23 protein-coding genes and 2 pseudogenes are annotated in these 23,531 nt (G+C 68.6%); 10 read left to right on the plus strand and 15 right to left on the minus strand.

Translation table 11 applies throughout. The features are described from left to right. The first annotated feature begins 256 nt into the window (after window positions 1-256). Both RV986_RS19125 and RV986_RS19130 read left to right on the plus strand, forming a co-directional pair. Window positions 257-679, plus strand: a complete 423-nt coding sequence (locus RV986_RS19125; protein ID WP_475918580.1) for a DUF4259 domain-containing protein — start codon at window positions 257-259, stop codon at window positions 677-679. Window positions 680-1,018: 339 nt separating this feature from the next. Next, window positions 1,019-1,477 (plus strand): SMI1/KNR4 family protein, encoded by a 459-nt coding sequence (locus RV986_RS19130; RefSeq protein ID WP_475918581.1) that lies wholly within the window; start codon window positions 1,019-1,021, stop codon window positions 1,475-1,477. Between the two features lie 116 nt (window positions 1,478-1,593). On the opposite strand, the gene RV986_RS19135 is transcribed toward RV986_RS19130, so the two are convergent. The 4 genes and pseudogenes from RV986_RS19135 to RV986_RS19150 form a co-directional block, all read right to left on the minus strand. Further along, window positions 1,594-2,325 (minus strand): ISAs1 family transposase, encoded by a 732-nt coding sequence (locus tag RV986_RS19135; protein ID WP_475924330.1) that lies wholly within the window; start codon window positions 2,323-2,325, stop codon window positions 1,594-1,596. A 30-nt stretch (window positions 2,326-2,355) separates the two neighbouring features. Continuing rightward, window positions 2,356-4,121: pseudogene (locus RV986_RS19140) on the minus strand (reverse transcriptase domain-containing protein). 210 nt (window positions 4,122-4,331) lie between these two features. Then, window positions 4,332-5,174 carry a transposase family protein gene (locus tag RV986_RS19145; protein ID WP_475918582.1) on the minus strand — a complete coding sequence of 281 codons (843 nt, stop codon included), beginning with the start codon at window positions 5,172-5,174 and terminating at the stop codon, window positions 4,332-4,334. Between the two features lie 205 nt (window positions 5,175-5,379). Beyond that, a pseudogene (locus RV986_RS19150) lies at window positions 5,380-5,628 on the minus strand (tyrosine-type recombinase/integrase); the annotation flags it as partial. Between the two features lie 661 nt (window positions 5,629-6,289). Here RV986_RS19150 and ltrA point away from each other — a divergent pair. Then, window positions 6,290-7,675 carry a group II intron reverse transcriptase/maturase gene (gene ltrA, locus RV986_RS19155; protein WP_475917391.1) on the plus strand — a complete coding sequence of 462 codons (1,386 nt, stop codon included), beginning with the start codon at window positions 6,290-6,292 and terminating at the stop codon, window positions 7,673-7,675. Window positions 7,676-7,783: 108 nt separating this feature from the next. On the opposite strand, the gene RV986_RS19160 is transcribed toward ltrA, so the two are convergent. The 3 genes from RV986_RS19160 to RV986_RS19170 form a co-directional block, all read right to left on the minus strand. After that, window positions 7,784-8,293: a hypothetical protein gene (locus RV986_RS19160; RefSeq protein ID WP_475918583.1), complete on the minus strand. Its 510-nt coding sequence runs from the start codon at window positions 8,291-8,293 to the stop codon at window positions 7,784-7,786. A gap of 360 nt (window positions 8,294-8,653) precedes the next feature. Next, the gene (locus RV986_RS19165) at window positions 8,654-8,845 is read right to left on the minus strand and encodes a hypothetical protein (protein WP_475918584.1); all 192 of its coding nucleotides are present in this window, start codon (window positions 8,843-8,845) and stop codon (window positions 8,654-8,656) included. Between the two features lie 11 nt (window positions 8,846-8,856). Then, window positions 8,857-9,708, minus strand: a complete 852-nt coding sequence (locus RV986_RS19170; protein ID WP_475918585.1) for a helix-turn-helix domain-containing protein — start codon at window positions 9,706-9,708, stop codon at window positions 8,857-8,859. Window positions 9,709-9,954: 246 nt separating this feature from the next. On the opposite strand from RV986_RS19170, the gene RV986_RS19175 reads away from it, so the two are divergent. Continuing rightward, complete coding sequence (locus RV986_RS19175; protein ID WP_475918586.1) at window positions 9,955-10,368, plus strand: ATP-binding protein; 414 nt, start codon at window positions 9,955-9,957, stop codon at window positions 10,366-10,368. Between the two features lie 226 nt (window positions 10,369-10,594). Here the strand turns inward: RV986_RS19175 and RV986_RS19180 are convergent, their stop codons facing one another. Beyond that, complete coding sequence (locus RV986_RS19180) at window positions 10,595-11,263, minus strand: hypothetical protein (RefSeq protein WP_475918587.1); 669 nt, start codon at window positions 11,261-11,263, stop codon at window positions 10,595-10,597. 125 nt (window positions 11,264-11,388) lie between these two features. Here RV986_RS19180 and RV986_RS19185 point away from each other — a divergent pair, with 125 nt between their 5' ends. Then, on the plus strand, window positions 11,389-12,600 hold the full coding sequence (locus RV986_RS19185; RefSeq protein ID WP_475918588.1) for a pyridoxal phosphate-dependent aminotransferase: 1,212 nt from the start codon (window positions 11,389-11,391) through the stop codon (window positions 12,598-12,600). Window positions 12,601-12,704: 104 nt separating this feature from the next. Then, complete coding sequence (locus tag RV986_RS19190; protein ID WP_475918589.1) at window positions 12,705-13,121, plus strand: SCO4983 family protein; 417 nt, start codon at window positions 12,705-12,707, stop codon at window positions 13,119-13,121. A 73-nt stretch (window positions 13,122-13,194) separates the two neighbouring features. Here RV986_RS19190 and RV986_RS19195 read toward each other — a convergent pair whose 3' ends face one another. Next, window positions 13,195-13,329, minus strand: a complete 135-nt coding sequence (locus tag RV986_RS19195; protein ID WP_475918590.1) for a hypothetical protein — start codon at window positions 13,327-13,329, stop codon at window positions 13,195-13,197. A gap of 201 nt (window positions 13,330-13,530) precedes the next feature. On the opposite strand from RV986_RS19195, the gene RV986_RS19200 reads away from it, so the two are divergent. The 4 genes from RV986_RS19200 to RV986_RS19215 are packed head-to-tail and all read left to right on the plus strand — an operon-like array spanning window position 13,531 to window position 17,941. Then, window positions 13,531-14,604 carry a hypothetical protein gene (locus RV986_RS19200; RefSeq protein WP_475918591.1) on the plus strand — a complete coding sequence of 358 codons (1,074 nt, stop codon included), beginning with the start codon at window positions 13,531-13,533 and terminating at the stop codon, window positions 14,602-14,604. 13 nt (window positions 14,605-14,617) lie between these two features. Beyond that, on the plus strand, window positions 14,618-15,790 hold the full coding sequence (locus RV986_RS19205; protein WP_475918592.1) for a toxic anion resistance protein: 1,173 nt from the start codon (window positions 14,618-14,620) through the stop codon (window positions 15,788-15,790). After that, a complete protein-coding gene (locus RV986_RS19210) occupies window positions 15,787-17,343 on the plus strand; it encodes a substrate-binding and vWA domain-containing protein (RefSeq protein ID WP_475918593.1) in 1,557 nt (518 codons plus the stop codon). Before RV986_RS19205 ends, RV986_RS19210 begins: the two co-directional genes overlap by 4 nt. A 7-nt stretch (window positions 17,344-17,350) precedes the next feature. Continuing rightward, window positions 17,351-17,941 carry a hypothetical protein gene (locus RV986_RS19215; protein WP_475924331.1) on the plus strand — a complete coding sequence of 197 codons (591 nt, stop codon included), beginning with the start codon at window positions 17,351-17,353 and terminating at the stop codon, window positions 17,939-17,941. Here RV986_RS19215 and RV986_RS19220 read toward each other — a convergent pair whose 3' ends face one another. The 6 genes from RV986_RS19220 to RV986_RS19245 all read right to left on the minus strand — a co-directional run bounded on the left by RV986_RS19220 (window position 17,942) and on the right by RV986_RS19245 (window position 23,271). Beyond that, a complete protein-coding gene (locus RV986_RS19220; protein ID WP_475918594.1) occupies window positions 17,942-19,111 on the minus strand; it encodes a hypothetical protein in 1,170 nt (389 codons plus the stop codon). Then, on the minus strand, window positions 19,108-19,914 hold the full coding sequence (locus tag RV986_RS19225; protein ID WP_475918595.1) for a PP2C family serine/threonine-protein phosphatase: 807 nt from the start codon (window positions 19,912-19,914) through the stop codon (window positions 19,108-19,110). The genes RV986_RS19220 and RV986_RS19225 overlap by 4 nt, the downstream gene beginning before the upstream one ends. Window positions 19,915-19,917: 3 nt before the next feature. Beyond that, on the minus strand, window positions 19,918-20,679 hold the full coding sequence (locus tag RV986_RS19230) for a vWA domain-containing protein (RefSeq protein WP_475918596.1): 762 nt from the start codon (window positions 20,677-20,679) through the stop codon (window positions 19,918-19,920). 27 nt (window positions 20,680-20,706) lie between these two features. Further along, a complete protein-coding gene (locus RV986_RS19235) occupies window positions 20,707-21,738 on the minus strand; it encodes a hypothetical protein (RefSeq protein WP_475918597.1) in 1,032 nt (343 codons plus the stop codon). A 95-nt stretch (window positions 21,739-21,833) separates the two neighbouring features. Next, window positions 21,834-22,298 carry a hypothetical protein gene (locus RV986_RS19240; RefSeq protein WP_475918598.1) on the minus strand — a complete coding sequence of 155 codons (465 nt, stop codon included), beginning with the start codon at window positions 22,296-22,298 and terminating at the stop codon, window positions 21,834-21,836. Beyond that, window positions 22,285-23,271 carry a protein kinase domain-containing protein gene (locus tag RV986_RS19245; RefSeq protein ID WP_475918599.1) on the minus strand — a complete coding sequence of 329 codons (987 nt, stop codon included), beginning with the start codon at window positions 23,269-23,271 and terminating at the stop codon, window positions 22,285-22,287. Before RV986_RS19245 ends, RV986_RS19240 begins: the two co-directional genes overlap by 14 nt. Window positions 23,272-23,531 lie beyond the last annotated feature (260 nt).

The following is a 23,531-nucleotide window of genomic DNA, read 5'->3' on the forward strand; positions in this document are numbered from 1 at the left end:
ACAACGAATATTCAGGATCGCGTAATGGCCGCAACCAAGCCGTCCCATGCCGTGGGTACTGCGGGATATTCCTGTGCAGATATCTGCAACGTGACCTGGATGCCACTCCCTGTAGGCGTCAAGTCCGTAACTGCTAGGCGAGTGGAGCAGACGGTGATGGAAGGCTTGAAGAGTCGAGGGGTTTCTCTCGTTAATCGACGAGATCCTGAATTCGATGTTACTGGTCTAGGCGGCCAACAAAACTGGAGGTAATGACATGGGGACATGGGGTTGCGGTGTTCTGGAGAGTGACAGCGCGCAAGACTTCATTGACCAGGTGAGAGGCCTGCCCATCGAGGGGCGATTGGCCTCCGTGGCAGATCTTCTGAGGAAAGTGACAGCAGACGCCTCTGTCATTAACCGAGATTTTCTTCCGGAAGAGGTAATTGCAGCCGTGGCAATCGTTGCAGCGGCGGCTACCGACTCACGTGATTACGCATGGATGGATGACGAGAATTTTCTGGATGCAATCCGGGGAATTCGGCCTCAGGTTCAACTCCATGACGTGGCACTTGCGGCCTTGCGCGAGGTTGCCGAGGGGGATAATTCGTTCCTGCTGGCGGGATGGAAGAACGATAGCGACCGCACCGCTATGGCTCAGCAGGTTGACGAAATCAAGGCCGTACTCGCCAGCGCTTAGAGAATCCAAAGTAACGTGGATTGACGAGATTTAGGTTCAAACAGGAAGCTCCGCTGAAGGTTCATTCAGCGGAGCTTCCTGCATGCTGACGGCAACGGTGACGGCAACGTCAGCAAGACCAGATGCCGGGGTCCCCGATCCATGAGCTAGATCAAAATGTCCACCGAGGGGTCGGGACGGATCTCCATCGGAATCCGCATAATCAAGGCGTCACGAAGGACATGCGGAAGGAAGACACCCAGTTGCACTGGTGGTATAGATCTCAGGAGCAGGACTGGGGTACGTACAGCCCGGACCACTGGTTCGACAACTGGCCTGGATGATTGGTGAGGTGAATTCGTGGAGTTTGAAGAGTTCGAAGCCCACTTGTCTGCTGCTCGGGCAAGACGCACCAGCCTGAGCAGTCCGGGAGGCTTTGATTTCTTTGCGTCCCGAGTGACCTCTGAATCCGAACTGTCGGAGGTAGAGAAAGCTCTCCGCGTGCAGCTCCCTGGTGAATATAAGGAGTTTATGAAGCGGCACGGTGGAGGAATGTTCCTCTTCCTTGACCTGCTGCCGGTCATTACTTCCGACGATCAGGGAGATGACCTACTGAGGGTGAATACTCAAGAGTTCAAAGCTGCCGACTTTGTCGCTGTGGCCCCGGTCGGTACAGGCGACTGGTGGGGCTTCTCGGTCATCGAAGGACGCTGTGCGAACCAGGTGGATTTCTCGGACCACGAGGACGGGCGAGTTGAATTTGAAGCGACCGGTTTCCTCGATTTCCTGGCGCGTGAGGGACTTCGCGTAGGGAGATAGTTCGCCTGGCATAAGCGCCCTCAGCAGGGCTGTCAGTAGCCCCCCGTCGAATCCACGACGGGGGGTTACTGGGCTGTTTGACCAGGGTCCCTTGCATGATCGAGATCTGTCCGGATTCATCCGGTGAGGCCGAGGGCGGTCAGGGATCTGCGGCAGTCGCGGGCGGTGTAGCGGAGGGCGGCGGCGATGTTGGTGCGACCGTCCTGACGGTGGACGCCGATGGCAAGGTTGCGCAGGCCGGCCATGATGCGTGGGAGGCGACCGACGTGGATCTTGGAGTCGTCCTCGCGGAAAGTGCGGTCGCGGACGTGGTGCAGGAGATTTTCAATCTTCCAGTGCCCTCTGATCCAGGCCGCGAGCTGGGGGCCGGTCGCCGTGCCGGGCGGCAGGCTGGTGATCAGGTAGACGCGCTCGATGGTGAGCCTGCCGCTGGTGAAGTCCTTTCTCCAGCGCACGACTTGTAGGGCCTGGCGTGCGTCGGGGTAGTCGAGGTGGGCGAAGGCGACGGTCTTCAGCCGCCGGATCTCCAGGCGGTGGTGAGCTCGGGTGCGGTCATGGTGGTCGAGCGTGATCTCGCGCCAGGGCAGGTGGCGGACGCGGTCGAACAGGCCGGGATGGTTGGCCTTGACCTGGGCGATGTAGTGGGCGCCACGGGTGCGGAGGTAGGTGCCGTGGGCGTGCTGGGTGTGCAGCGCATCGGCGGTGATGACCGTGCTGGTCAGGTCGATGCTGTCCAGCAGGGGCTGGAAGGCGGGGATGTAGGGTCGGCCGCGCGGCGAGGTGCCAGCGTGAACTGGTCCTTTTCCGCGCGGCCTCCCTCCGAACTCACCGTGCGAGTTTCCCCGCAGTGAGCTCTCCGATGAGCATGTCCGTGATCATCATGCCGGTGTTCCGGGGTGGATGGAGTCGTGGCAGTCGCCGCAGACGATCAGGGTTTTGCGGCGCTTGTCGGCCATGAGCTTCTTCCAACCCGGTGTGGCGGTCCCCGCGCCGGTGAGATCGGCCAGTGTGCGGATTTGGTGGGTTTCCACTTCGCCTCGCTGATGGCAGAGCTCGCACTCGCTGCGGAGAAGTCGTCGGACGACTTCCCGATGACGGTGGGGTGTGGGGTTGGGGACGCGGTCGTAGGGCACCGCGTTCTTGTTGCGCCGGAGGGGAATCCCTCCGAACCGGGCGACCAGTGGTTTCCTGCCCTGCCGCGGTTGCGTGGCCTCGAAGCACGTGCGGAGCCCGTATGGTGTCTCGGTCTTGACCCTGTGGCGGGTCGTCATCTTCGATACCGACGAGCGGTGCTTGGCGGCCAGGGTCCGCAGCATCGCGGTTCGCATGACCCATTCGAGCCGGTTCAGTTTGTAGACGTCTCCGGCGAGCAGGTAGTACTGGACGAGCCCTCGGTATTCGGCCCCGAATGTCGCGACGATGGTGTGGTCGCTCTCGTTGACCAGGTCGCGGCGGTGGGCGGGTTTGCCTCGCCGCATGTGCCGAGCGCACTTCGCCTTGATCACCGATCGCGGCACGTTCAGCTTGATGAAGCCGTCGGTCCATCTGCGGCCTCGGGCTCCCTTTCGGTGATCGTGGTGAGCGGTGATCTCGTAGCCGAGGAAGCGTGCCGCTTGTGAGCGGGCATGGGTGATCAGTGTCTTGTCGGGGGACAGTTCGAGCTTGAGTTCCTCGCGCAGAAATGTCGCCAGACGTGCCTTGATCTGCTCAGCCTCGGCTTTCGGCCCGGTGAAACCAAGGAGATGGTCGTCGGCGTAGCGGCAGTACCTCAGCCGCCGGTATCCCGAATCGTAGGGGTCTTTGCTGGGCAGCGTTCGCCGCCGTTTGCGCGCCTCCCGTACGACTGCGCGGTCGCCGCGTCGGCGTCCGCGCTCGATGATGCCGGACAGCTTGACGTAGGCCGAGTTGTGCCGCCGCTTTTCTCCTCGGGTGTGTTCGGGAATCAGTGTCTGTTCGATGAACATGTCCAACTTGTGCAGGTAGATCGAGGACAGCAAGGGCGAGAGGACGCCACCTTGCGGCGAGCCGGACAGCGTTGCGTGCCAGACCCAGTCCTCCATGTATCCGGCCGCGAGCATGTTGCGCACCAGCAGCAGGAACCGGTTGTCGTGGATCTTCTCCGACAGAATCGTGATCATGACCTCATGGTCGAAAGATCCGAAGCAGTCGGCGATGTCTCCTCGATGAACCAGGTTGTCCCGGTCCACGTGTTGGCCACCTCGGTCAATGCCGTGTGGCAACCGCGTCCGGGACGGAAACCGTGAGAACGGTCGGAAAACGTCGGTTCGTAGTACGCCTCCAGTAATAGGCGCATCACCTCGCCGACCAGCTTGTCCGTCCATGACGGCAGGCCCAGGGGGCGCATCTTTCCATTCTTTTTGGGAATATGAGTGCGCCTCACCGGGCTGAATCGGAAGCGCTCGTGGCGCATCGCATCGATGATGCGATCGATCTTCCCGATGGACATGCCGTCTGCGGTTTCTCCCGAGACTCCGGGTGTCATCGCTCCGTGGTTGGAATAGATGCGCCCGTAAGCCAGCAGATACAGCTGCGGATTGAACATCTGTCGATACAGTTCCTCCAACGGCAGGCCACGCCGGCCGCGTTCACGTAGGACACCCAGCACCGTTTCAGCACTCTGCATTTCGCATACCTCCCAGGCATGTGTGTCCGATCATCTGTGCTCCTTCGCCCTGCGGACGGCTCTCCCGTCCTCCCTGGCCGGTCGCGACTCCGACGACTACTATGAGCACTCCGTCGCCCTGGACCTCGCGGTCCGTAGGCGATCCCACGTTCGTCCCTGTCGTACGTTTGCAGCGTGACGTAGGCGCCCCACTCATCCCCTTGAATGTCCTCACTGGACATCGCCCAGCGCTCCGGAAGTTGCGTCGCCAACGAAATAATCCGACGCAGAGCGCGGCACCGGTTTCAGAGATCTTTTCCGGTGGATGAAGAGTTGCATCACTGGAGATTGGGATTCAGGCAGTCTAGCTTTCGCCATATCACGCGGACTCCCCTGTGCACCGTTCCTGATCTCTGGACACGGCCGCAAGTTTCCATGGCATGCTCTTGTCCCCGTCGGCTTTCGCCTCAGGGTTAGCCATTGAGCCCAAGAACCTCCTTCCGAGTTCTTCCCGGCTGAGCCGGGGATACGACAGAGCGCCTCGTGGCGCACCTCGTTGCTCTTGTCGGCGACCTGGCGCTGGGCCAGGACGTGACCGGCGTGGTCCATTGCGGCCAGCAGCGTGACGGCCGTGGTGGTGGCGGTGCGTGATCCGCGCAGGACCTTGCCGTCGACGGCGATCGCTCGCAGTCCGGGGCCGGTTGGGGTGGTACGGGCGGCGAGGAAGGCTCCGATTGCCTGGTCGAGGGCGTCGCCGTCCAGCTGGACGAGGAGACGGCGCAGGGTATGGGGGTGCGGGACGGACACCGTGCCGGTCAGCGGATCCAGGGGGAAGCCGAGGGCCCGGCAGGCCCAGACAGGGGCGTCGGTGATCCACTCGGTGATCGCGGTGAGTGACCGGGCGCCGGCCAGCACACTTGCCGCGGCCGCGGTGACCAGGGCGGACAGCTGGTAGCGGCGCCCGCGAACGCCTCTCGGATCGGGCACCAGGCCCAGGAAGCCGGACAGGGCAACCGCGTCCGTCAGTGGGGCCGGCGCGGATGCCTGGGCCAGCTGGTCCAGCGCGGTGGGCATAGGGGAAGATGCAGGAGCAGGCACGGACTCACCAAGTATTCATGGGACTTCGACACTCACATGATCACCGGGACCGTGCCTGCACTGCGTCCTCCCCTGCCCGAACCGGGACGTCCGACGCGACTCCGAACCAGCCCGGCGATCCGGACGAACCCCGATCACGCAACGACCCCTGGCTGTTTGACGGCAGTAGTTGACGGCAACGTCAACGGACGTGGGGTGCGCAAGGCGGCGGGTTGTCGCTGGCGTCAGGCTGGTTGGCGGTCTCGGCAGGGTTGTAGAGAGTGCGGCCGAGGAGGTCGATCGCGTCGCGCTGGAGGCGGAGTCGGACGTGGGCGTAGACGGTGGCGGTGACGCCGATGTGGGCGTGGCCGAGGAGTTCCTTGATCACGACGAGTTCGACGCCCTGTTCCAGGAGCAGGCTGGCGGTGGAGTGCCGCAGGTCGTGGGTGCGCCGTGAGGCGCAGTGGTTCGAGTGGGGGTGAGAGGCCTTCGCCGCTGATCCCGTCGCAGCGGGACGGTGGAGCTGGGGGCAGCCTGAGCCGGGTGGTGCCGGGGAGGGTGGGAGCAGCCCTGACAACGCCGGGACGTGCCAGTACTGCCAGATGGTGCGGGTCCGGCTAGCGGGACGGAGAGGAGTACGCGAGGAACCGGCGTGTGACACCCCCTTGATGCGGCACCGGCTCGAACCTGGTGGATCTGGGCCGGGGGCGGCGCGCACCCGTCGAGCGTGTGGGCGGGGAACTCCTGAGGCGGTGGGCATGAGCTGCCAGGGAGGCTGCGAGGAAGGACTGCGGCGTACTCGCAGCGATGCCGCAGGGGCATAGTCGGGCTCCTACTTCGACGAGCGAATCACTGTGAACACGGGAACCGTTCCGGGTCTGCCCTCAGCCCGCGTATCCAGCGCGGGGGTTGGGGCTGGGCTCACCGACCGCCGATCGGCCTGGGACGGGGCGGAGCCGCCGTAGTACTCCGAGCCGGGGAAAGCCCGCGCGCATGGGGAAGGGCGGCAGCGGTTTCGAGAAGGACTGGAGACTGTAATGCCGGAAGATGCACTGCTGAACGGCGGCGCTCTGCGTCCGGGACCTGGCGGGTCGTGGACGTGGGTATCGGGGATGCAGACCAAGCTTCACCGTTGGGCGGCGGCCGATCCGGGCCGCCGGTTCGATGACTTGTTCAACTTCGTGTACGACCCGGCCACGTTGATCATGGCGTTCGTCCGGGTCGCGGGCAATCAGGGGGCCAACACTCCCGGCGTCGACGGCCTGACGGCCGTTGAGGTCGAGGAGGAGATCGGGGTCCCCGGTTTCCTGGATGATCTGCGGGCCGCCCTCAAGGACGGCTCGTTCCGGCCGCTGCCGGTGCGGGAACGAAAGATCCCCAAGCCGGGTGGGTCGGGAAAGGTCCGCAAGCTGGGCATTCCCACGCTTGCCGACCGGGTCGTCCAAGCAGCGCTGAAACTGGTGCTGGAACCCATCTTTGAGGCCGACTTCGTGCCGGTCTCTTACGGATTCCGGCCCCGGCGCAGGCCGCACGACGCGATCGCCGAGATCCACCACTTCGGCACCCGGGGCTACCGGTGGGTGCTGGACGCGGACATCGAGGCGGCCTTCGACAACCTTTCGCACTCCTTCGTCATGGACCGAGTGCGGACACGCGTCAAGGACAAGCGCGTGCTGGCCCTGGTCAAGGCGTTCCTCAAGGCCGGTGTGCTCACCGAACTCGGTGAGCAGCGCAACACCCATACCGGCACACCCCAGGGCGGCATCCTGTCGCCGTTGATCTTTAACATCGCGCTGTCCGCGCTCGACGAGCACGTGATGGCGCCGTGGAAGGACGGCGGGACGATGTCCACCCGGGGAAAGCGAACCTACCGGCACTCCCGTGGCCGGCCGACGTGGCGGATCATCCGTTATGCCGACGACTTCGTGATCTTGGTGCATGGTTCGCGTGAGGACACCGAAGCGCTGCGCGAAGACGTCGCCCGTGTGCTGGCCACCATGGGGCTGCGGCTGTCACCAGCCAAAACCCAGGTGGTCCACATGAGTGACGGGTTCAGCTTCCTCGGCTTCCGTATCCGGTGGAAACGCAAGAGGGGGACGAACAAGTGGTACGTCTACACCTTCATCGATGCCCGGCCCGTCCGGACGTTGAAGGCGAAGATCCGTGCCCTGACGCACAAGACATCGCAGTGGGACCTCGCATCGACCCTGACCCGGCTGGGCCAGATCATGCGAGGCTGGGCCAACTACTTCAAACATGCCGTGGCGAAACGGACCTTCAGCAAACTGGACGACTTCACGTTCTGGAGACTCGCCCACCTGCTGAGAGCCCGCCACGGCTGGAGCTGGGGACAACTCCGCCGCCATCTGACCGCCGCCACCGGGCGCTGGCGGATCGCAGCGGACGGGATTGAGTTCTTCCGGATCGAGAAGGTGGCGGTCACCCGCTACACCTACCGGGGCAACAAGATCCCAACCCCTTGGCCTGCCACTGCCTGACGGCTGACACCGTGGAGAGCCCGTTACCGAGAGATCGGTACGGCGGGTTCGGCGAGCGGTCCGGGGAAACGGACCGGGAGCAATCCCGGCACCGCGCCCCGGGCCGACTCAACAAGCGGATGCGGCGGAGCCCTGCCCGACCGAGGAGGGAACGGTCGCGTCCAAGTCGAGGACGTACCAGCCGATCAGTACCCGGCCGCACACCGCGATCCAAGGGAAGCCGCCGGGGCGCAGGGCGAGCAGCATCCACACCACGCGGCGTATCGCGGCGCGGTCGCGTTCCACCCGGGCCGCGACCGGGGCGTCGATCGCGGCCAGGGCGCGGCGCAGGGTGCCGCCCGAGACCGGCCCGGGGAACACCGGCCGCCAGTGGTACTGGAGTTGCCCGCCCTCCAGGACGTTCGTCACGCCGAGCACGATCGCGCAGACCGGCTGGACCAACGCCATGCCCCGACCCCGCCGGCCCGGCCCGGCACCCTTCCGCAGCGCCGCACTCAGCGCGATGGCCAAGCCGACGCGGTCGGCGACCTTCCGCAGCAGCACCACGCCCGCGTGGCCGATCAGGTTCCTGCCGTTGGCCCGAACGGCAAGCCGGTGATCCCATTCGGCAGCCTGCACCTGCCGGGCGCCTCTTCTCTGCGACGCTTTTGATCCAGAAAGTCCAGACCAACACAAGTCGGAGGCACCCTTCTTCCGTCGGAGCATCAAGTCGCGGCCCCAGCTGAACACATGAGGTCGACGTGCTCTACGAACGGGCAGAGAAGTACACCGACTTCTTCGACCGCGAGATCGCGCCCCTCCCCCCGCCGACCGTCACCCCCTGAGCGTCAGAGCGTCGTCCCCGGGGTCGGATCTCGATGCCGGCGGTACGGACCTTGATGCCAGAGGTCCCGAGCAGGGGAAGGTCACAGCCGGCGCTGGCCCAGGGCCCGCACGCCCGTGCCCCCTCGTGGACGGCGAGACGGCACCGGCGCGGGCCTACAGCAGGTGGTCGGCCTTGCCCGCCTTGATGTCGGTGATCAGGGTGCGAAGGGCTTCGACGGAGTCGGTGAGGTAGCGGTCCTCTTGGCCGTTGACGGCTATGTAGGCGTTTCCGTCGGCGTCGGTGCCGAGGCGGAAACAATTGCTCGCATCCTGGCAGAAGGGTGCTTCCCAGGTGATGTCAGGCACGGTGAACTCCCCTAAAGGCTCTGCGAAATGGTGTGCATGAGATCGAGGGTCTCCTTGGGCGGAAGCGCGATCCTCTGCATCTCGTCGAGTTGCAGCCGGTACTTGCACAGGTGAACGCCGGAATGAAGGAATTCTCCCGCCGTGGTGCGATCCAGCTGCACGGTGTCCAGCGGGGGCACCTGGCCGAGGGCGTACAGAATCGCCTGGCCCGAGCCGGGGAACACGCCGGCCGAGAACGGGATGGCCTGGACCGTGACGTTGTCGCGGTCTGCGGCTGACATGAGGTGACCGAGCTGGTCTCGCAGCACCCCGCGCCCGCCGACTTCGATCCGTAGGGCGGCTTCGTGGATGATCAGGACGTAGGCCGGAGCCCCCGGCCGGTCGATGGCCTGGTGCCGTTGCACACGGTGGGCCACTCTGGCCTCGAACTCCTCGGCGGGCAGGGGCGGGATGGCGGCTCGGAAGAGAGCGCGCGCGTATGCCTCGGTCTGGAACTGCCCCGGCATGTGCGTCATCGTGCTCACACGCAAGCCCTCGGCGTGCCACTCCAACTCGGCGATGTCCAAAAATGTCGCGGGCAGGAGGTCGCGATACTCCTCCCACCAGCCGCTTGTGCGGTCGCCGCACATGGCGACCAGTGCATCCACCAGAGCTTCGTCCGTGCACTCATACCGGAAGGCAATACGCCGGACACGCTCCGGGCTGACGCCGTGGCGTCCCGCTTCGGTGCTGGTGATGACGGTCCGCTTCGTGTCCAACAGCGCGGCGGCCTGTTCGGTGGACAGTCCCGCCCCTTCCCGCAGCTTGCGAAGCTCCGCGCCCAGACGCTGCTGACGTGCGGTCGGATTGCTCCTCGGCGGCATGCGTTCCCTCTCGTCGTGTGCGGCTCAGTTTGCCGCGGCGCGAAGTTCGTTCCAACGGGCCTTCCGGACTAGGTAGCACATGTACCCCCGTTGCCCTACCGTGAGTATCGCGCAAGTTACACACCGCAACGCCGGAAGCGCACCGCGCGAGCATGCCCGCCCGCCCGCCCTGGGACGGGTGCGCCCGCGACCAGGGCGGTAGGCCACCGGCAACCCCAACCCCTCACCACCGCCATGGAGTTCGCCATGCCCGAGATCCCTCTCGTACCCGTCCTCTGGCGCTTCCCCGCCCACCCCGCCTCCGTACGGCGAGCCCGGCACGCCGTTGCCGAATCCCTGCCGCACGCCCTTCGCCCCCACCTCGGCGACGACTTCGGCCTGTTGACCTCCGAACTGGTCACCAACGCCATCCGCCATGGGACCTGTCGGGAGGACGACGACCTCGTCGAACTCGTCCTGTGGCCCGCCGACGGACACTACTGGCTCGCCGTCTCCGATCCCGGCACCGGCAAACCCGTGCCGGCCCACCCGGACACGGACGCCGAGACCGGCCGTGGCCTGCTCCTCGTCGACCACCTCGCCACCGCCTGGACCGTACGGCCCCGCCCCACTCGCGGCACGTCCGTGATCGCGGGCCTCCCCTTCCGTTACAGCGGTTGACGGGGAGCAGGACACCGGCCGGGAGGGGTTGGCCGGAGGGCCGGGCGTGTCAGGCAGCGTCGTCGTCGACAACGCGAAGCAGGAGAGGTTCGCGGCCTTGCTGCGCCGGGTGGCCTTCCGGATCAGCTTGGCGTCGGTGGTGGCCGCCACTGCCTGCTCGGTGGCCCCGGCCCCGGCCTCGTCGGAGTCCGAGTCCAGGCCCAGGTCACGCAGGGCCGTGGGCCGGTTACCTGGGCCTCTTGGTCGACCCCTGACCATGGCCGGGGTTGCCGTTGGCGTTGCCGCGCCTCGGCTCGGTCGTGGTGGTGGACGTAGCGGTCGCGACGGCCCCGGTCGAGGCCGACTTCGACGCGCTCACGGAGGCGGACGCACTCGCAGCGGTGCCGCCCGGGCTCGCGGACACGCCGGAGACCTCGGAAGCCGGCCCCGACAACGTACCCGGAGCGGTCGTGGAGCCCTGCTCGGGTGCCGTCGAGGCGGTCGGCGAGGCCGTCTCCCCGGCGGCTCCGCCCTCGCTCCGCCCCGAGGGCCGGGGGACGGGGGACGACCCGGAGTCGAACGCCCCGCCGATCAGCGCGGCCAGGAGGGCGACGCACGCCGCGCCTCCGGCCAGGACCACCCGGCGCAGCAGCCGTGCGCGGCGACGGCGCTGCAGCCGTGCGCGACGGTCCGACGCCTCGCCGGCGACGACGTCCTGGCCGACGGTGTCGGCATCGCCACCCTCGGCCTCGGACGGCTCGTCGACCGCCCGCGCGTACGGCTCTTCGTACGCGTCCTGCCAGCCGTGCGCCGCCGCCGGATCCGCGTACGCCTCGTACGCCGGAGGTGCCTCGCCGTCACCGCTCGGGAGGTACACCCTCGGCTCGGCCTCGGTCTCACCGTTCTGCCAGGACACGGCGCGGATTCTAAGGACTGCAAAGGCTTGCGGCACAACGCGGGAAGAAAGCGACCCAAAACACCACGTCTCACGTGGTGGAAAACACCCCCCACCAAGTGTTACGCGGCCGTAAGCTCACCGTCATGCAGGTGATCCAGTCGACCAAGCTCGCCAACGTCTGTTACGAGATCCGGGGCCCGGTGCTCGAGGAGGCGATGCGGCTGGAAGCGGCGGGGCATCGGATCCTGAAGCTGAACACCGGCAACCCGGCGGCCTTCGGGTTCGAGTGTCCGCCCGAGATCCTGGAGGACATCCTCCGGAACGTGTCGACGGCCCATGGCTACGGCGACGCGAAGGGCCTGCTCGCCGCGCGCCGCGCCGTCGTCATGCACAACCAGACCCTCGGCATCGAGACCGACGTCGAGCACGTCTTCATCGGCAACGGCGTCTCCGAGCTGATCGTGATGGCGATGCAGGGCCTGCTGGACGACGGCGACGAGGTCCTCGTACCGGCGCCGGACTATCCGCTGTGGACCGCGGCCGTGTCCCTGTCCGGCGGCACCGCCGTGCACTACCACTGCGACGAGCAGTCGGACTGGATGCCCGACCTCGCGGACGTGGAGCGCAAGGTCACCGACCGCACCAAGGCGATCGTCATCATCAACCCGAACAACCCCACGGGCGCGGTGTACGACGAGGCGATGCTGCGCGGGCTCACCGACATCGCCCGCCGCCACAACCTGCTGATCTGCTCGGACGAGATCTACGACAAGATCCTGTACGACGACGCGACCCACACCCCCACCGCCTCGGTCGCCCCCGACCTGCTCACCCTCACCTTCAACGGCATGTCGAAGGCGTACCGGGTGGCGGGCTACCGGGTCGGCTGGATGTCGATCTCGGGCCCCCGCGCGCACGCCGACTCCTACATCGAGGGCCTGACGATCCTCGCGAACATGCGGCTGTGCGCGAACATGCCCGGTCAGCACGGGGTGGTCGCGGCGCTCAGCGGGCGGCAGACCATCAAGGACCTGGTCCTGCCCGGCGGGCGGCTGAAGGAACAGCGGGACGTCGCGCACGAGCTGCTGACGCAGATCCCGGGCGTGAGCTGTGTGAAGCCCAAGGGGGCGCTGTACCTCTTCCCCCGCCTCGACCCGAAGGTCTACAAGATCAAGGACGACCGGCAGATGGTCCTCGACCTGCTGCGCCGCGAGAAGATCATGGTCGTCCAGGGAACGGGCTTCAACTGGCCCGAGTCGGACCACTTCCGGGTGGTCACCCTGCCGAGCGTGGGCGATCTCACCGACGCGGTGACCCGGATCGGCAACTTCCTGGACGGATACGGCCAGCCGTGACCCTCACGCTGTGTACGCGGCACGACAACATGTGCGACGTGGCTCAACTTTAGACGTAATCCAAGCTAGGATGGCTTCCTGAAAGACCACAGGAGGCCGTCCCCATGTACGAACCGATCCGCGGCAAGTCGGTCCACACGACGGCCGGCACCCCCACCGACTTTCCCCACCGGTCGCGCGAGGAGGAGCTGGACATCCAGCTCGCCGGTCACCTCGCGGCGCTCCTCGCGGTGACCGACGAGATCCGCGCGATCGAGCCGTCCGCCGACCTGGACGCCGCGGCCGAGCGCCTCGCCGCGCAGGTGGCGCGACTGCGGGGAGCAGCGGCGCCGGCCCGCGCGTCAGCGGCCGCCGCCGTGCACGAGCCGCACACCGTCGCCCTGCACCGGCGGGCCCACACGCTCGCCGGGCGCGCCCTCGTCGTCGCCGCGTCCCGCGCGGACACGGCGTCCGCGATCCTGACCGCCGAGCGCATGGACGCGCACGCCGCGGCCGAGCCCCGCGCACTCGCGGCCCGCTGAGCCCCCCGGGCTCCCCCGTACGGCCCCGGTCCGCGCGCACCCGCAGCGACGTGCGGACCGGGTGCCCCGCATGTCACCGCGGAAAGACCGCGGTGGCCGTCGTCTGCAACCCCACCGTCGCGAGCAGCGCCAGCTGCGCTTCCGCCTCCGTGCCCGGCGCCGCCGAGCAGATCGTGATCCGCAGGTCCCCGCCCGACGGGTTCCTCACCAGCGCGGCCCGCAGCGGGTTCCACGAGATGAGGTCGTACGCCGCGTCTCGTGCAGGCCGGGGGCACCCTTCCCTGGTAGGAGCCGGGGGCGCACATACCGGAGGAGGTCACCGTTCCGGTTGCATACCGGGATCGGTCGGACACCCTCTGTTCACCCACCACAACCAGGAACGTTGGGTTCCGGGAGCACCCTCCTCGGTGTGAGACGCATCGTGGGAATCGTCCTGGCGGTCCTGCTGATCGGCGGCGTGGTAGCAGCCGTCGTCGCAGGCCGCGAAGGTCAGGACAAGGGCACGGCAACGAAGACCGTGCGAGGAGTGATCGGATCGGAGAAGGCGGAGTTCTTCGCCGATCCCGACGTGGTGAAGGCCCTGGCTGCCAAGGGCCTCACCGTGAAGACGGAGACCTCCGGGTCCTGGGCCATGGACGGCCTGGACCTCAAGGGGTACGACTTCGCCTTCCCCTCCAGCCAGGCCCCGGCCGACGAGCTGGCCGCCAAGTACCACGCCCGGCAGCCGCTGCCGCGCCCGTTCTACTCGCCCCTCGTGGTCGTCGCCCATCGCAGCGCCGCCGAGGTACTGGCGGCCAATGGGCTCGCGACCGTCGGCAAGGGCAGCGGCACGCTCAAAATGGCCGCGTACCTCAAGGCCGCCGAGCAGGACCGGACCTGGCAGCAGCTCAAGGGGGCCAAGGCGCACGGCGAGCTGACCGGCACGCTCTACATCGCCAGCACCGATCCGAGCACCTCCAACTCCGGCGCGCTCTACCTGGCCGCGGCCTCGTACGTCGCCGACGGCGGCAAGGTCGCCGCGGACGACGCCGCCGTCACACGCACCGCACCCCTCCTGCACAAGCTGATCAGCGTCCAGGGCGCCCAGCAGTCCAGCACGGACGCGGCGTTCCGGGACTTCGTCAGCGGGGCCGGGAACCCGCTCGTGCTCGTGTACGAGTCACAGGTCGCCGCGCTGCTCGCCCAGGGCCAGGACGTGGGTGACCTCACCGTCCTCTACCCGGACACCACGGCGAACAGCGACCACACCGTCGTCCCGCTCACGGAGCAGGGCCGCGCACTCGGGGAACTGCTCAGCAGCGACCCGGCCCTGCGCAAACTCGCCGTCCGGCACGGCTTCCGGCCGCAGGGCGCGACCGCGGAGTTCACGGCGGCCACCGCCGCCCACGCCACCTATCTCAACCAGAAGCTGACCGGTGTCCGGCAAGTGCCCGTGCCCGCCTACAAGGTGCTGCACGAGATGGCACGCCGGGCCCGGAACTAGGGGGGAACAGCACGTGACGACCGAAGAGACCTTCACCCTCACACCGCCCGAGGCCGTCGCGCCCGTGCCCCGTGAGAAGGCCGGCGGGCTGGTCCCCGTCGACCCGTCCGTCCAGGACGAGATGGCCCGCCGGGCCGCCGAGTACGTCGGCGGGCTCGCCGCCCTCGATGCCCGCTCGCCCGAGTTCGCGGGCAAGGTCGGCGAGATCGCGGGCCTGGGCGCGAGCGAGATGCGGGGCGCCGCCGCGCAGTCCAACCGCATGCTGGAGCGCACCCTGCGCAGCCTGCCCGACAAGGGCGGCGACGCCCAGGCGCACGTGGCGGGCTCGCTCGTCGAACTCCGTCGTGTGGTCGAGGACCTGGACCCGCGCGACCTGCCCGCGAGCAAGGGCCGGAAGTTCCTCTCCAAGCTGCCCGGCGGCAACAAGCTGCGCGATCACGTCGCCAAGTACGCCTCCTCGCAGACCACCCTGAACAAGATCGTGGGCTCGCTGCGCGGCGGCCAGGACGAACTGCGCCGCGACAACGCCGCGTTGCAGACCGAGCGGGTCCGGCTCTGGGAGACGATGGGCAAGCTCCAGGAGTACGTCGTCCTCACCCAGGCCCTGGACACGGCGGTCGAGGAACACATCGCCGGCGCCGAGGCCGTGGACCCCGCGCAGGCCGACACCCTGCGCGCCGACGTGCTCTTCCCGGTGCGCCAGAAGCACCAGGACCTGCTGACCCAGCTCGCGGTGTGCGCGCAGGGCTATCTCGCCATGGACGTGGTGCGGCGCAACAACGAGGAGCTCATCAAGGGCGTCGACCGCGCCGCCACCACCACGGTCTCCGCCCTGCGCATCTCCGTGATGCTCGCCTCCGCCCTCGAGAACCAGCGCAAGGTCGTCGACCAGGTCAACGCCCTGCGCGGTACGACCGAGGACCTGATCCGCGGCAACGCCGAGATGCTCGCCACCCAGAGCGGGGAGATCCAGCGCATCGCCGCCGACCCGGCCGTCGGCGCGGAGACCCTCCGCACCGCCTTCCAGCAGATCTACCGCACCCTCGACGCCATCGACACCTACAAGGTGCAGGCGACCGAGACGATGGCCGCGACGGTCGAGTCCCTCACCTCCGAACTCCAGAACGCCACCACCTACCTGGAGCGCAGCCGCTCGCAGAGCGCCCTGGAAGGCGGGTCCGCATGAGACGTCGTACGGCCTGCTCCGCCGTGGCCCTGGTGGCCCTCACCGCCGTCACAGCCGTCACCGGCTGCACGGCGCAGGAGCAGAAGCAGCGGTCCGACAGCAACGCTCCCCAGCCCGGCACCCTGCGTGTTCTCGCCTCCAGCGAGCTCAGCGACATGGCGCCGATCCTCGAACAGGTCCGCAAGGACACCGGCATCACGGTGAAGCCCACCTACATGGGCACCCTCTCCGCCGTCGACCTGCTCGCCAAGGGCGGGGTGGACGGCTCGTTCGACGCGCTGTGGCTGTCGTCCGACGACTATCTGCGGCTGCGCCCCGACGCGGCGAAGAAGGTCGTCTCGGAGACCCCGATCATGTCGAGCCCGGTGGCCATCGGGGTGAAGGCCGCGACCGTGAGCGCGCTGGGCTGGAAGCCGCAGGACGTCACCTGGTCGCAGGTGGAGCAGGCGGTCGCGGACGGGAAGCTGACCTACGGCATGACCGACCCGGCCCGCTCCAACTCCGGTTTCTCCACGCTGATCTCGGTGGCCTCCGGACTGTCCGGGGCGCAGTCGGCGCTCACCGACGCGGACGTGGCGAAGGCGACGCCCCGGCTGAAGGAGTTCTTCAAGGGGCAGAAGCTGACCTCGGGGTCCTCGGGCTGGCTGGCGACAGCGTACGAGCGGCGCGGCACCGTGGACGCCCTGCTCAACTACGAGTCGGTCCTCAAGGGCGTGAAGGGGCTCACGGTCATCCGTCCGCGCGACGGCGTCGTGACCGCCGACTATCCCCTCTCCTCCCTCGCCGCCTCCAGCCAGGACACCCGCGAGACCGTCCGCCGCCTCACCGAGGCGCTGCGCGCCCCGGCCGTGCAGCGGCGGATCACCGAGCAGACGCATCGCCGCCCGGTCGTCGCCTCCGTCGCCCCGGCGGCCGACCTCGACACCGGCCGACGGCGTGAACTCCCCTTCCCCGGCACCCGGTCCGTCGCCGACCGCCTCCTCGACTCGTACGAGAACAAGCTCCGCCGGCCCTCCCGGACCGTATACGTTCTCGACACCTCGGGCTCGATGGACGGCGAGCGGCTCGACCGGCTGAAGAAGGCGCTCACCGGTCTGACGGGCGACTTCCGCGACCGCGAGGAGGTGACGCTGATGCCGTTCGGGTCGAAGGTCAAGAGCGTCCACACGCACGTGGTGCGCCCCGAGGACCCGAAGGCCGGACTGGACGGCATCCGCGAGGACACGAAGGCCCTCAGCGCCTCCGGCAACACCGCGATCTACACCTCGCTGGAGAAGGCGTACGAGCATCTCGGCACCGACGACGACACCTTCACCTCGATCGTGCTGATGACGGACGGCGAGAACACGACCGGCGCCGCCCCCAAGGACTTCGACCGCTTCTACCGTCAACTGCCCGGCGGTCAACGGGAGATCCCGGTCTTCCCGATCCTCTTCGGGGACTCGGACCAGAGTGAACTCCAGCACATCGCCGACCTGACCGGCGGCCGCCTCTTCGACGCCCGCAAGGGCTCGCTCGACGGCGCCTTCGAGGAGATCCGTGGCTACCAATAGGAACCCCCTGAGGTATCTGGAGTCCCGCAAGAACCTCACCGGCAGCGCCTGCGGGATCGCCGGCCTCGCCCTGACCTTCGCGGGGGTCGCGGGCCCGTACTGGCCCGTCGTCGTCGCGGGGCTGTACGGCGCGGGCGCCCTGATCGCCCCGCCGGAGCGCCCGCCGCTGCCGGACTTCCCGGACCCCTCGGCCCAGCTGGAGGAGTTGCGGGGAGACTTCGCCCGGCTGCGGGAGTATCTGAGCGGGGTGGAACTGCCCCCGGCGGCCGGAGGCCGGCTCACCGAGCTGACCGAGCTGCTGACCGCCCTGCTGGACCCCGGCTGGGTCGCCGAGGTCCTCGCGCAGGACCCGGAGGGCATGCACACGCTGTCCCGTGCCGTACGGCAGGACATTCCCGAGGCCGTCGACACCTTCGTACGGACGCGGTGGTGGACCCGGCTGACGCCCGGCACCGAACCGCCGGAACGTCACCTGGACCGCCAGCTCACCCTGCTCTACGAGGAGGCGGACCGGCTGGCGGTGGCCCTGCGGGAGGTCGAGGCACGGCGGCAGGAGTCGCACACCCGCTATCTGGAGGACCGCGGCCGCTCGCAGTGATCAACCGCCCACCCGCTTCGCGACGATCGCCAGGATCATCACCAGCGCGACCAGCGCGGCGACCTTCAGCGCCGCGCGCAGCCGTCCGCCCGGCCTCTCCTCCTCCCGCGGCGGCGGGTCCGGCAGCGCTACCGGCGCGGGCCCGTTGAACACGTCGTGGCCCGTGACCGCGGCACGGGTGCACCAGGGGCACGAGGTGAGATGGGAGCCGTACGCGTGCAGCGGGCGGGCCGGGCAGATCCGCACCTGGGAGCGCTCCTTGTCGAGGGCGCGCAGCCAGGCCTCCGCCGGGGGCCGGGCGGCCGGGGCGAGGACACCGGCCCCGAACGCGGCGCGGGCCAGGACGAGCAGGTCGGGCGGCAGTACGGAGGGGTCGACGGTGCCGCGCGGGATGACGACCCGCTCGGGACGGACGACGTACGAGCAGCTGGCGGCGATGTTGTCCTTGACGGTCGACTCGGAGGCGCTGTCGTGCGGGACGCCGCCGAAGGGGTGGTTGCCGGCCGTGAGGAGCTGGTAGACGAGGACCGCGAGGGCGAAGTCGTCGGTGGCGCGGGTGGCGGGCCCGCCGGCCTGGCGCTCCGGGGGCGAGTATTCCGTGGTGTGCATCAGGCAGGGGAAGAGTTCCCTGGTCGCCGGGTCGGTGAAGGCGATGGAGTCGCAGTCCAGGAAGGTGACGAAGCCGTTGGCGTCGACCACGACGTTGCTGCTGGAGAAGTCGCCGATGACGAGGTTGTCGTGGTGCATGCGGGCGGTCATGAACGCGAGGTTCCAGGCGACGCCGAGCAGGAAGCGCCAGTCGGCCCGCTCGGGGAAGAGCTTGCGCCGCTGGGCGCGGGTGAACAGGCCGATCAGCTGGACGTGCGCGGGTTCGCCGAAGCGGCGCATCGCATAGCCGAGCAACTCGCCCTGCGCGCCGCGGGCGATGGCGGTGGGCCAGGCGAGTTCGGGCGGCTGGGAGGCGTTGGTGGGGCGGGCGGCGAGCGGGGACATGGTCAGCATCCGGGTCAGCCGGCGCTCCTGCTCGGGGCCCGGGGGTTCGCGGTAGAGCTTGACGACGATCCCGTCGTCGCCGACGACCGGGAAGACGGCCGCCTGGCCGCCGCCCTTCAGGGGCAGCTCCGCGAGGGTGACGGACCTGCCGTCGAGGAACACGGTGAGGCCGCTCATGGGCGCCCCTTGCGGACCGCCCGCAGGAGGGTCTTGTCGTCGGCGTTGAGCGCGGTCAGCCGGTCCGACCTGAGCAGTGCGGCCAGTCCGTCGTGGGCGCTGTCGGACACGGGCCCGGGGGTGTCGAGGGAGCGGAAGACGGCCTCGGCGAAGGACGTGTTCGGGCTCTGCGCACCGCTGCCGGACCGGTTGAGCGCGGCCTGCGCGAGCCCGTCGGTGGACAGCAGCACCCCGTCGATCCCTTCGTCGGACACACAGTCGGTACGCACCCAGCGAACCGCGTCCGGCGAGGTGAGGAAGACCGTCTCGTTGCTGTACTCACTGGCCGCGGCGGCCTGCGGCAGCAGATGGAACTGCCGCTCGCCGTCCTCCGTACCGGCCCGTACGACGACGAAGCCGTCGCCCAGGGTGAAATGGCCCAGCCAGCCCGGGGCGAGCACCACGACGGTGAGGGTGGTGGCGAAGTCGGCGGCGTCCGCTCCGGTGGTGTCGATGAACTCCTTGCTGACGTCGCGGAAGGCGTCCACCAGGAGTTCGTGGACGGCCTCGCCCGGGTGGGACTCCGCCGCCGCGGCCGCCCGTCGCCCGAAGTGCTCGGCGGCCAGCTCGACCGCGAGCCGTGATCCCTCGTCGGAGCGCGGCCGGCTGCCCGCGCCGTCCGCGACCGCGAGTACCGCCACCGACGGCGACACCTTGTGGGCGCAGGCGTCCTGGCAGGGCAGGCCCTGACGGCGGTGGCGGTAGCCCTCGACGCTCATGCCGTGGACGCGCCACGGCGACTCCCGCGAGCCCTTGCCGGTCATCGGTCAGGATTCCCAGGCCGGGCGCTGGGTCTTGAACTGGCTGAAGATCTTCTCGAAGACCTCGTCGCCCGCGCCCTTCTGCTCGGCGTTCGCGCTGGCGGACATCATCTGCAGCAGCTCGCGGAAGGGAAAACCCTGCAGCCGGGCGTGGAACTTCGGTGCGAAGGCCTGGAGCACCTGTTCGCCCATGTCGGTGATGCCGCCGACCCCTATCGCGTACAGCCGGAAGCGGCGGGCGCGTTGTTCCTCGGCGAGGACGGGGACCAACCGGTGCCAGGAGTCGGTGAGATGGCCCGTGCCGTCGGTCGGCAGCCCGTCGGTGACCAGGCAGATCTGCGGCCGGTAGTACTGCAGTCCGGAGGCGCGCAGCTCCGCCTTGCGGGCCGCGACGATGTGCATCGACAGGTCCAGGGCCTCGGTCATCAGCGTGACCCCGGCGGCGGTGAGCCGGGGCGGCCGGAACAGATGGGCGGGCACGAAGGGGCTCACCGGGGCGCGCGGGTCCAGGAGCTGCGGCCCGCGCCAGGCCCCGACGCCCTGGCCGCCGAAGGTGATGACGGCGACCTCGACGCTGTAGCTGAGGCTGACGTCGTCGTGCAGCTCCCGGGTCCACTCCAGGAGCGCGTTGTTGAGCGTCTGGATGGGCGCTCCGGCCATGGAACTGGAGGTGTCCAGACAGAGCACCAGCGGCAGGCGCTGCGCGTTGTTCTCGAACTCGATGTCGGCGTACTCCGCCGGCAGCGTGGGCGGGTATTCGCTGTGCATCTCGGTTTCTCCTGGTCTCTTCCTGGTCTAGGCGTGGCGTCCGGTGTCCGGCGGGAAGGCGTACAGGACGTCGGAGTCCCGCTCGCGCGCGTCGGTGACGTCGACGAGTCCGCCGGGGCCGGGCGGCGGGCGCCCGGGGTCGGCCCACACCGCCCGGTACAGCACGCGGCCCAGTTCGACATAGCCCTGGGGGTGCAGTTCGGTGCGGACGACGGCGGTCCGCGCCGGTCCCGGCCTGTCGCCGACCTCGCGTCCGTGGCCGGGATCCGGGGTGGCCCTGAGCCGGGTGGTGGTCTCGTCGGACGCCCTGGAGTGGGTGGCCGCCGGTCCGGCCGGTCCGGCGGGCGCGGCGGGGCGGGGGACGGCGGGCGCGGGGTGGTGGGAGGAGCGGCGGACAAGGATCAGGAAGGCCGTGAGGAGCAGGAGGAGCAGGGCGCACAGAGCGGTGAGCGCCGTGGTCTTCTGGTCGAAGAGGGACGTGGAGGACTTCTGTTCGCCCGCCCGCTCGGTGGAGGCGCGGGTGGTGGGAGGCGCCGTGGTGAGGGGCGGGCCGGAGGCACCGACGGAGTAGGTGTGCTTGGAGCGTTCGCTCGTCGGGTCCGCCTTGATCAGGTCGCTGCCGCGCAGCGGCTGGCCGGCGAGCCGGGCGCACAGGCCGTCGCGGTTCTCGAAGTCGCAGGCGCCCACGGCCTTCAGGTCGTTCACGGCCTCGGTCGACAGCTGGTCGACCCGGGCACTGGGATCCACCCAGCGGGTCTTCGCGAGCAGCAGGAGCGCCGTGCCGCCCGGCCCGGTGTGCCGGCCCGCCGGTACTTCGACCACCAGATGGTTGCGGGCGTTCAGCACTTTCTGCTCGATGTTCCTGCGGTCCTTCTCGGAACCGTCGAACGGCAGCGCGTCGTTCAGGGTGACCACGAAGGTCCCCTCGCCGATCCAGCGGGACCAGCAGTTCAGGCGCGCCTCGAAGTCCGTTTCACAAGAGGCGCCGGCGGCCGGCGCCGCGGGACCCAGAGCGACGAGCATTCCCAGAATCCCGATGAAGTACAGCGAACGCCTCATGGCAACCCCCCCGTGGCCTGAAAGGCACTCGCCCAATAGTGGGGGCAACCGGCGTGCGCCCGGAAGGGGTTTGGGGCACACGCCGGATTTCACTTCTACAACTTGAAAACCTGATGGCAGCGGGTGAACATCTGCCGCGCCCGTTCCACCCAATCACTGGCCAAAGCATCGAAATCCGTTTGTGTCATCCGGCAGGTCAGCGGCAGATCGCAGACACCGGCGAGACAGGGACGCGGCCCTCGTACGTCCCACACGGAGAGCATGGGATTCAGTTGTTCGGTATTCCAGGCGTTCGATGCCGCGGCGGCGACGGCGAGTTGGTCCTGACGGAGATAATGACCGTCGGTCGCAAAGGCGACAAGGAGCCTTTTCGTCGTCATGAAGCGCACCGTGACCATCCGCCCTGTCTCCTTGAGATCGAATTGCAGGGACACGGAAACGGTGTCGGCCATGATGTGGTAATTCCTTCGGGCCACCCAGTTCTGCACCAACCGCCGCCAGTGCGCGCCGACTTCGAGGATGTCGCGATCGGCGCCGGGAAAGGGATCAGACGCCGCCACGGCCCACCGCCTCGGCGACCATCGCGTCGGTCAGCCCGGCGTCCAGCAGCGCCTGGGCGTGCAGCAGCAGACAGGAGGGCACGGACACGCTCGTACCGGCCCCGCGGCGGACCGCCAGCTCCCGGGTGCGGACCTTGATGCTGTGGGCCACGGCGGGCGGCGGCCAGGACGCCGGCCTGGGGGTCTGTTCCAGCAGCTCGGTCAGGAGCCGGTCCAGCCGAGGGCGGTCCTCGGGCCGTTTGGCCAGGCAGTGCGCGATCAGCTCCCGCATTCCCTCGGGTACGCCGTCGAGTTCGGGCTCCGCGAGGGCGACCCGGTAGCGCACGGCCTCCCCGCTGCCGTGCGGCGGGCGGCCCGTGAGGGCGTACACCAGCACCCCGCCGAGGGAGAAGACGTCGCTCGGCGGGCCGACCCGCGCCCCCTTGACCTGCTCGGGCGACATGAACGGCGGGGTGCCGATCACCACGCCGACCTGGGTGAGCCCGGGGGCGCCGTCGACCCGGGAGATCCCGAAGTCGATGACGCGGGGTCCGTCGGAGGCGAGGAGCACGTTCGCCGGTTTCAGGTCCCGGTGCACCACACCGGCGGTGTGGATGGCCCCCAGCGCCTCGACCAGGCCCGCGCCGAGCCGTCGTACCTGCGGCTCGGGCAGCGGGCCGTCGGTGCGGACGGCCTCGGCGAGCGAGGGGCCGGGCACGTACATCGTGGCCAGCCAGGGCAGTTCGGCCTCGGTGTCGGCGTCGATCACGGCGGCGGTGTACGCGCCGCTGACCACACGGGCGGCGGCGACCTCGCGGGCGAAGCGCGCTCTGAACTCGGCCTCGGCGGCCAGTTCGGCGCGGACCACTTTCACGGCGACCTCGCGCCCGGCGGGCGAGCGGCCGAGGTACACCCATCCCATGCCGCCGGAGCCGAGCCGCCCCACGATGCGGTACGGGCCGATCTTCATGGGGTCGCTGACGGGTGTGCGCACCCCGCTCACCTCGTTTCGGGGTTCATTCCAGGATGTCCCGAGTGTCCCGCGAATCGCCCGTCCGGGCGGAGGTGATACGAGAAATGACACCGGGAGGTTTTCGCCCCCGCCCGCCGTGGATGCTGTTGGCGAATCCGGTCGGTCATGTCGGCTGCCCGGCATGTGTGCCGGAAGCCGTGAGCACTAAATCGATTTAGTGCTCACGGCTTCCACGGAGGGTGGCTCCGCGGCGGATGTGCCAACAGGGTCCGCCGTGGGGG

The organism is Streptomyces sp. RLA012 (assembly GCF_056270325.1).

Coding starts and splice junctions, on each gene's coding strand:
- RV986_RS19125 (WP_475918580.1), top strand. CDS start 257: ATGGGGACATGGGGTTGCGGTGTTCTGGAGAGTGACAGCGCGCAAGAC.
- RV986_RS19145 (WP_475918582.1), bottom strand. CDS start 5,174: ATGCCCACCGCGCTGGACCAGCTGGCCCAGGCATCCGCGCCGGCCCCA.
- ltrA (WP_475917391.1), top strand. CDS start 6,290: ATGCAGACCAAGCTTCACCGTTGGGCGGCGGCCGATCCGGGCCGCCGG.
- RV986_RS19170 (WP_475918585.1), bottom strand. CDS start 9,708: ATGCCGCCGAGGAGCAATCCGACCGCACGTCAGCAGCGTCTGGGCGCG.
- RV986_RS19175 (WP_475918586.1), top strand. CDS start 9,955: ATGCCCGAGATCCCTCTCGTACCCGTCCTCTGGCGCTTCCCCGCCCAC.
- RV986_RS19185 (WP_475918588.1), top strand. CDS start 11,389: ATGCAGGTGATCCAGTCGACCAAGCTCGCCAACGTCTGTTACGAGATC.
- RV986_RS19190 (WP_475918589.1), top strand. CDS start 12,705: ATGTACGAACCGATCCGCGGCAAGTCGGTCCACACGACGGCCGGCACC.
- RV986_RS19210 (WP_475918593.1), top strand. CDS start 15,787: ATGAGACGTCGTACGGCCTGCTCCGCCGTGGCCCTGGTGGCCCTCACC.
- RV986_RS19220 (WP_475918594.1), bottom strand. CDS start 19,111: ATGAGCGGCCTCACCGTGTTCCTCGACGGCAGGTCCGTCACCCTCGCG.
- RV986_RS19225 (WP_475918595.1), bottom strand. CDS start 19,914: ATGACCGGCAAGGGCTCGCGGGAGTCGCCGTGGCGCGTCCACGGCATG.
- RV986_RS19230 (WP_475918596.1), bottom strand. CDS start 20,679: ATGCACAGCGAATACCCGCCCACGCTGCCGGCGGAGTACGCCGACATC.
- RV986_RS19235 (WP_475918597.1), bottom strand. CDS start 21,738: ATGAGGCGTTCGCTGTACTTCATCGGGATTCTGGGAATGCTCGTCGCT.